General features: G+C 70.7%; 5 protein-coding genes. 4 read left to right on the top strand and 1 reads right to left on the bottom strand.

What is annotated here, in order from left to right; all coding sequences use genetic code 11:
• The 3 genes from CGX12_RS18535 to CGX12_RS18525 form a co-directional block, all read left to right on the top strand.
• Positions 1–689: efflux RND transporter periplasmic adaptor subunit (locus tag CGX12_RS18535; protein WP_142995699.1), on the top strand; the 689-nt coding region annotated here is incomplete at its 5' end.
• Between the two features lie 174 nt (positions 690–863).
• Entirely contained in the window at positions 864–2,981 is a 2,118-nt protein-coding gene (locus CGX12_RS18530) for a heavy metal translocating P-type ATPase (RefSeq protein ID WP_094041358.1), read from the top strand.
• A gap of 123 nt (positions 2,982–3,104) precedes the next feature.
• Positions 3,105–3,839: an endonuclease/exonuclease/phosphatase family protein gene (locus tag CGX12_RS18525; protein WP_094041357.1), complete on the top strand. Its 735-nt coding sequence runs from the start codon at positions 3,105–3,107 to the stop codon at positions 3,837–3,839.
• Positions 3,840–3,907: 68 nt separating this feature from the next.
• On the opposite strand, the gene CGX12_RS18520 is transcribed toward CGX12_RS18525, so the two are convergent.
• The gene (locus CGX12_RS18520) at positions 3,908–4,993 is read right to left on the bottom strand and encodes an ADP-ribosylglycohydrolase family protein (RefSeq protein WP_094041355.1); all 1,086 of its coding nucleotides are present in this window, start codon (positions 4,991–4,993) and stop codon (positions 3,908–3,910) included.
• Positions 4,994–5,136: 143 nt separating this feature from the next.
• Between CGX12_RS18520 and CGX12_RS18515 the strand changes: the two genes are divergently transcribed.
• Entirely contained in the window at positions 5,137–6,216 is a 1,080-nt protein-coding gene (locus tag CGX12_RS18515; RefSeq protein ID WP_094041354.1) for a linear amide C-N hydrolase, read from the top strand.
• The last annotated feature ends 175 nt before the right edge of the window (positions 6,217–6,391 follow it).

Here is a 6,391-nt window from a genome sequence, read left to right as displayed (position 1 = left end):
GCGGCTGGCGCGTGAGCGAGGCGGAGCTGGCCCAGGCCCGGGCGCAGTTGCTGGAGACCGACGCGGGCGGGGGGGCGGAGCCGTTGCCCCTGGCGCTGGTCGCGCCGGTGTCCGGCCGGGTGCTGCAACTGCTGCAAAAGAGCGAGACGGTGCTGGCCGCCGGCACCCCCATCATGGAGCTGGGCGACCCGGAGGGGGATCTGGAGGTGGTGGTGGAGCTGCTGTCGACCGACGCGGTGCAGGTGATGCCCGGCATGGGGGTGATCATCGATCACTGGGGCGGCCCGGCGCCCCTGGCCGGGGTGGTGGAGCGGGTCGAGCCCCGGGGGTTCACCAAGTTTTCCGCCCTGGGGGTGGAGGAGCAGCGGGTGAACGCCGTCATCCGCTTCGCCGGCGAGCCGGCCAGGCGCCGCAGCCTGGGCCACGGCTACCGGGTGGAGGCGCGGATAGTGGTGTGGCAAGAGGAGGCGGCGCTGATCGCTCCGTCCAGCGCCCTGTTCCGGGACGGCGAGCGCTGGGCGGTGCTGGTGGTGGAAGGCCGGCGGGCGCGGCTGACCCCGGTGCGGGTGGGGCATGACAACGGCGTCGAGGCGCAGATACTGGCCGGGCTGGAGGCGGGGCAGCGGCTGGTGCTCTATCCCGCCCCCGGGCTGGAGGACGGCGCCCGGGTGCGGCCGCGGGAGGACTAGCCCCGGGCCAGCCCCGGCGGGCTAAGCTTGGGGTATGCCGCTTTTTCATGGTGCCGCCATGGTTCACCGCTATTACGTCAACCTGCTGCTGACGGGGGCCACCGCCGGCGCCGGCTGTGGCTGGGGGCTTCGGCCTGCGTATTCCTGCTGACCCTCGTCGACATAGTGCGGGCCATGGCGCGCAGGCAGGCGGGGGTCGATCTGCTCGCCCTGTTTTCCATCGGCGGCGCCCTCGCCCTGGGGGAATACCTGACGGCGGGGGTCATCGCCCTGATGCTGGGCAGCGGCCGTACGCTCGAGGACTACGCCGAACGGCGGGCGGGGCGCGAGATGTCGGCACTGCTTGAAAAGGTGCCGCGCCACGCCAACCGCTACCAGGGCCAGGCCATAGTGCAGGTGGCGCTGGCCGCGGTCGAGCCGGGTGACCGCCTGCTGGTGCGCGCCGGGGAGACGGTGCCGGTGGATGGCAGCCTGCTGTCGGAGCAGGCGGTGCTGGACGCCGCCACCCTGACCGGCGAGTCCTTGCCCGTGGATTGCCGTGCGGGCCAGCGCCTGCAAAGCGGCTGCGTCAATGCCGGCGCGCCCTTCGACATGCTGGCGACGCATGCCGCCGAAGACAGCGCGCTGAGCGCCATCGTCCGGCTGGTGCAGTCCGCCCGCGAGTCGAGGGCGCCGGCCATGCGCCTGGCCGATCGCTATGCGCTGCTGTTCGTGCCCCTGGCACTGGCGCTGGCGGGAGCGGCCTGGGCCTGGTCCGGCGACCCGGTGCGGGCGCTGGCGGTGGTGGTGGTGGCCACCCCCTGTCCGCTGATCCTGGCGGTGCCGGTGGCGATAGTGAGTGCCATGTCGCGCTGTGCCAGCCACGGCGTGCTGATCAAGCACGGCGGCGCCATCGAGAAGCTGGCGCGGGCCGAGACCCTGTTCTTCGACAAGACCGGCACCCTGACCGGCGGGCGCGCCCGCCTGGTGGCGGTGGCCGGCGCGCCGGGGGCCGACGACGAGGAGGTGATCCGGCTGGCCGCGTCACTGGATCAGATGTCCGACCATGCGGTGGCCCGGGCCGTGGTGCAGGCGGCCCGGGAGCGGAACCTGGAGCTGTCGCTGCCCTCGGCGGTGAGCGAACAGGCCGGCAGCGGTATCTGCGGCATGGTCGACGGCCGCCGGGTGCGGGTGGGCAGCCTCGATTATGCCGCCGGCCCGGAGCCTTACCCGCCCTGGGTGGAACGGCTGGCGCGGCACGGCGGCCAGGAGGGGAGCGGCGCTGTTTATGTCGCGGTCGACGGCCGCCTGGTCGGGGCCCTGCAGATGGCGGACGAGATCCGGCTCGACACCCCGCGGGCCCTGCGGCTGCTGCGGCTGGCCGGTATCCGGCGCAGCGTCATGCTGACCGGTGACCGGCGCGAGGTGGCGGAAACCATTGGCGGTGTGCTGGGGGTGGACGAGGTGCTGGCCGAGCAGACCCCGGCGGCGAAACTGGCCGCCATTGCCGCCTCCTGTGAACATGGTGTGACCCTGATGGTGGGCGATGGGGTCAACGATGCCCCGGCCCTGGCGGCGGCCGACGTGGGGATTGCCATGGGCGCGCGCGGCGCGGCGGCCGCCGCCGAGGCGGCGCAGGTGGTGCTGTTGGTGGACCGGCTGGACCGGCTGGCCTTTGCCCTGCGCATTGCGCAGCGGGCCAGGGCCATCGCGCTGCAAAGCGTGACCCTGGGGCTGGGACTGTCCATGATCGCCATGGTGATCGCGGCGCTGGGCTACCTGCCGCCCCTGGCCGGCGCCCTGTTGCAGGAAGGGATAGACGTTGCGGCTATCCTCAACGCCCTGCGCGTGCTGGGGCTGGAGCGCCAGCCCTTGGACGCGCGCCTGTCGGAGGACCGGGTCCGGCGGCTGCGGGAAGAGCACGCCGCCATGCTCCCGGTGCTGGAGCAGATCACCCGGCTGGCCGACCGGGCGGCGGAGCTGCCAGCGGAACAACTGCTGGCCGGCCTGCAGCGGCTGCTTGGAGTCTTGCGCCAGGAGATCCTGCCCCACGAGCGGCGCGACGATACCGAGCTGTATCCGCAGGTCGCCCGCCTGATCGGGGGCGACGATCCCATGGCGACCATGAGCCACACCCACCGGGAAATCTACAAGGCGGTGCAGGGGCTGGAGCGCCTGGCCGCGGCGCTCGAGGCGCCGGAGCTGGCGTCGCCCGCCCTGCCCGAGCTGCAGCGTGCCCTGTACGCCCTCGACACCATACTGCGCCTACATTTTGCCCAGGAAGAAGAGCTGTACCACAACCTGGCCGGATAAGCCCGGCGCGCCTGGTCTACCTCATCCGCCGTGCGGCTCCCGGGGCGGGCATTTCCCCGCCGGCGTGGCGACCGGGGATGCTAAGATGGAGGTTGTATCCCGGCAACCGCAGGACAGACTCCTATGCTCCGCCCCCGTATCGCGCCCCACCAGCTCATCCACCAGCACCAGCCGCTGGCCCGGGACGATCTGGGCGTGCTGTGCTGGAATACCCAGAAACTGACCCTTAACCCCGAGTTCCGGCTGTGCCTGGCGGGGCTGATGCAGCGCTTTCCCACCAGCCTGCTGCTGTTGCAGGAGGCCAAGCTGGCGCTGCACGGCCGGTGGCAGCTGGAGGGCTGGTCCTACGCGGTGTCGCCCAATATCCAGACCCCGGCGCACCTGTTCGGGGTGCTGACCGCCGGCCAGTGCGCCTTCGACGAAGTCACCGCCCTGCTCAGCCGCACCCGGGAACTGCGCTTTGCCACCCACAAGAGCCTGATCCTCACCCGCCACCCCCTGGCCGGGGGCGAGCAACTGCTGGTGGCCAATATCCACGCCATCAACTTCGTGCATCACGGCCTGTTCCACCTCGAAATGGAGCAACTCAAGCGGGAACTGCTGCTCCACCGGGGGCCGCTGATCGTGGCCGGGGATTTCAACGTCTGGAGCCGGCAGCGCCGGCACTACCTGGCCGAGTTCTGCCGGGCCACCGGCCTGCAGCAGGCGGTGATGGAAGACCCGCACCATATCAAGCACTACTTCCGCCAGCCCCTGGACTTTATCTTCTACCGGGATATGAGACTGCACTCGGCCACCGCCATCAATACCGACATGGTCTCCGACCATAATCCCATCTACGCCCGCTTTTCGGTGTGAGGGGGTCAAACGAAGTCATGCCCGCGAAGGCGGGCATCCAGGGCGGGCGGGGCTGATCCAAACAGGTTTCACTCCGCTGCCAACTGCTCCGCCAGTTGCCGGGACAACTCCAGCAATTCGTCGGCCTCGGCCAACCCGTCGATAAGGCGCTGGGGGATGCCGGACAGCCCCACCTGGGCACCCACCAGGGTGCCGGTGAGCATGGCGCGGGCCTGGTTCTGGCCGCCGCCGTTGATGGCGTGCAGCACGGCGGCCTCGAAGTCGTCGTGAAAGCGGGCGGCCAGGTAGTAGGCGGCGGGCAACTGGTGGTAGATGGCGCAGGGCATGCCGTACACCAGCGAGACCTTCCAGGCCGGCTCGATGCGGATGGCGGGATCCTCGGCGGCCCTGGCCACGCACGAGGGGGTGAGCAGGGCGTCCGGCGAGGCGAAGCGGCCGGCCCGGGGCGGCTCGGGGGCATGGGGCGGCGGCGGTTGCAGCCGGTTGCCGGTAACGGTATGAAAGGGCAGCTCGTCGGCCTGGACCAGCGCCATCAGCTTGCCGGACAGGGCCGGATCCAGCCGGTGCCCCTGCACCAGCAGGCCGGTGACGGCGGCGAAGGCCACCGTCATCGCCACCAGGTTGTTGTCTATCTGGGTGAGCACCGTATTGGCCGCCACCGCCTCGGCCAGCCGGCGCGGCGAATGGGCGTGGCGCACGGCGATGGCCAGGGTGCGCTCTATCGCCTCGGTGGTGTCGGCGTAGCCGCCGCAGCGGCCCCAGGGGTGGCCTTCTTCCACCCGCTTGTGCCAGGCATCGCGCATCGACTGGCTGGTGTAGCCGCCGGGGCCGGCATGGGGCGTGCCGTCGAGCAGGGGGAAGAAGTCATGGTCCAGCCGCCAGCAGAAGTCGGCCTCGTCGTAGTCGCCGCAGTCCACCAGGGAGGCCAGGGTCAGCTTGAGCAGCAGGCCCGCCTGGGAGAGTTCGCCGGCCTTCAGCCCTTCGTGGTAGCGGCCGGGTTTGGGCGTGGTGTAGCCGTCGATCCAGTCGCCGTGGTCCCGGTGCAGCTGGTCGAGATCGTAATACCAGTGCGGGCCCACGCCCAGGGCTTCGCCGATAAAGGCACCCATGACGGCGCCGGCGGCGCGATCCTGCAGGGGAGAAAGAGGGGGCATGGCGGCTTCTCGGTAAGGGGGACAATCTCTATTGTAGGCGCTGGCGCCAGGTCCGGCGGCGGCGCCTTCCCGAACCCCGGTGGCGGGTGGTTTACACTAAAAGACACCGAGGCCGGATCCGCCCCGCCAACCATGGAGTTTACATGAAAAAACTTGCCGCTTTGATCCTGGCCGGCTGCGCCGTGCTCGGCGCCGGACTGACCGGCCAACAGGCCCAGGCCTGCACCAGGGCCGTCTACCTGGGGGAGGAGGGGCGCATCCTGACCGGCCGCACCATGGACTGGAAAACGGACATCGGCACCCACCTCTGGGTGCTGCCGCGCGGGGTGGAGCGCCACGGCGCCGCCGGGCCCGCCTCCCTGCGCTGGACGGTGAAATACGGCAGCGTGATCGCCAGCGCCTACGACCTGGCCAGCAGTGACGGCCTGAACGAGGCCGGCCTGGCCGCCAACCTGCTGTGGCTGCCCGACTCCGTCTTCCCCAAGCCGGACGGCACCACCCCGACCCTGTCGCTGTCGCTGTGGGCCCAGTACATGCTCGACAATTTCGCCACCGTGGCGGAAGCCGTGGAGCATGTGCGCAAGCACCCCTTCCTGGTGCTGACCGGCCAGGTGCCCGGGCAGGACAGGGATGCCCTGGTGCACCTGTCGTTGTCCGACGCCGGTGGCGACAGCGCCATCATGGAATACCTGGATGGCGAGCTGGTCATCCACCACGGCCGCGATTACCAGGTGCTGACCAACGAGCCGCCCTACGCGCAACAGCTGGCCCTGCTGCAATACTGGGAGAACATCGGCGGCACCACCATGCTGCCGGGCACCAACCGGCCGGCCGACCGCTTCGCCCGGGCCCATTTCTACATCAATGCGGTGCCCAGGGTGGAGGACGCCCGCCTGGCCACCGCCGCCGTGTTCAGCGTGATCCGCAATGTGTCCGTGCCCTACGGCGTGAGCACGCCCGAGGTGCCGCATATTTCCTCCACCCGCTGGCGCAGCGTGGTCGACCACAAGGATCTGCGCTACTACTTCGAGTCCGCCCTCAGCCCGAGCACCTTCTGGCTGGATCTCCAGGGCCTCGACTTCGCTCCGGAAGCGGGCAGCCGGGTGCTGCGCCTGGGTGAAGACCAGCGCCGGATACTGGCCGGCGAGGTGTCGGCGGAGCTGGAGGCGAGCGAGCCGCTGACCTTCCAGCCCGCCGCCGTCGAGGCCGGCTTAACGCCATGAAGGCCGCCCCGCTGCTGGCATCGCTCCTGCTGCTGGCCGGCTGCGGGCCCGAGCCGGACCGGGTGCTCGGCACCCTGGAATGGGATCGCATCACCCTGCCGGCCCCGGCGGCGGAGCCCATCACCCGGCTGGCGGTGCGGGAAGGCGAGCGGGTGATGCCGGGGCAGGTCCTGGT

Origin of the sequence: Zobellella denitrificans, assembly GCF_002237365.1 — a bacterium.
Classification (GTDB): domain Bacteria; phylum Pseudomonadota; class Gammaproteobacteria; order Enterobacterales; family Aeromonadaceae; genus Oceanimonas; species Oceanimonas denitrificans.
Note: the sequence above shows the minus strand (reverse complement) of the source record. Positions and strands in the feature narration are given on the sequence as shown.

Coding starts and splice junctions, on each gene's coding strand:
- CGX12_RS18520 (WP_094041355.1), bottom strand. CDS start 4,993: ATGCCCCCTCTTTCTCCCCTGCAGGATCGCGCCGCCGGCGCCGTCATG.
- CGX12_RS18525 (WP_094041357.1), top strand. CDS start 3,105: ATGCTCCGCCCCCGTATCGCGCCCCACCAGCTCATCCACCAGCACCAG.
- CGX12_RS18515 (WP_094041354.1), top strand. CDS start 5,137: ATGAAAAAACTTGCCGCTTTGATCCTGGCCGGCTGCGCCGTGCTCGGC.
- CGX12_RS18530 (WP_094041358.1), top strand. CDS start 864: ATGGCGCGCAGGCAGGCGGGGGTCGATCTGCTCGCCCTGTTTTCCATC.